This window comes from Enterococcus devriesei (assembly GCF_001885905.1).
GTDB lineage: Bacteria > Bacillota > Bacilli > Lactobacillales > Enterococcaceae > Enterococcus_A > Enterococcus_A devriesei.
This window is the reverse complement of sequence record NZ_JXKM01000056.1, coordinates 1-452: the sequence shown is the minus strand read 5'-3', so window position 1 is coordinate 452 and position 452 is coordinate 1. Positions and strand designations below refer to the sequence as shown.

At 40.7% G+C, this 452-nt stretch carries 1 protein-coding gene and 1 pseudogene; both read left to right on the top strand.

Annotation, left to right across the window (positions count from 1 at the left end):
- Positions 1-181, top strand: a pseudogene (locus RV00_RS16615) (DUF1642 domain-containing protein); the annotation flags it as partial.
- Positions 182-183: 2 nt separating this feature from the next.
- The gene (locus RV00_RS16010) at positions 184-426 is read left to right on the top strand and encodes a hypothetical protein (RefSeq protein WP_071863503.1); all 243 of its coding nucleotides are present in this window, start codon (positions 184-186) and stop codon (positions 424-426) included.
- Positions 427-452: the final 26 nt, after the last annotated feature.

The window sequence follows — 452 nt, the reverse complement described above, 5'->3', positions numbered from 1 at the left end:
GGAAGAGCCGAAGTGGGTTGTAAAGAAGCGTGAGGACAGTTATTTTAAGTCATTTACCGGTATTGATTTCCGTTCTTCTTCGTCTGCATATGAAGATTATGCCTATTCGTTTACAGACAAGTCCAAAGCCGAAGCAGTCGCTACATTAATTGGCGGCACAGTCGAGCAAGTGGAGGTGTGAAAATGATTATTCAATATCCTGACAAAAAACTATCTAAATGTTCAAAGGAAGAGCTTATCCTACTTTTGCGGGGAGAGATTGATAATCGGCAGAAGCTGATAAAAATCATTGAGAAAGCTTACACTGATCAAGCTTCGTCGTTTCTAGATTATCGATCACAATATGACGAGGGATTTCTTGACGGCATGGAGGCAGCCGAGAATGTTGTGAAAAATTTTTATCGAGATAAAGAGGTGGCGGAATGAATAAAAGACACAGACGGATCAAGAGA

What these genes read in the sequence shown, in the direction of transcription:
- RV00_RS16010 (WP_071863503.1), top strand. Translation starts at nt 184, where the DNA reads ATGATTATTCAATATCCTGACAAAAAACTATCTAAATGTTCAAAGGAA.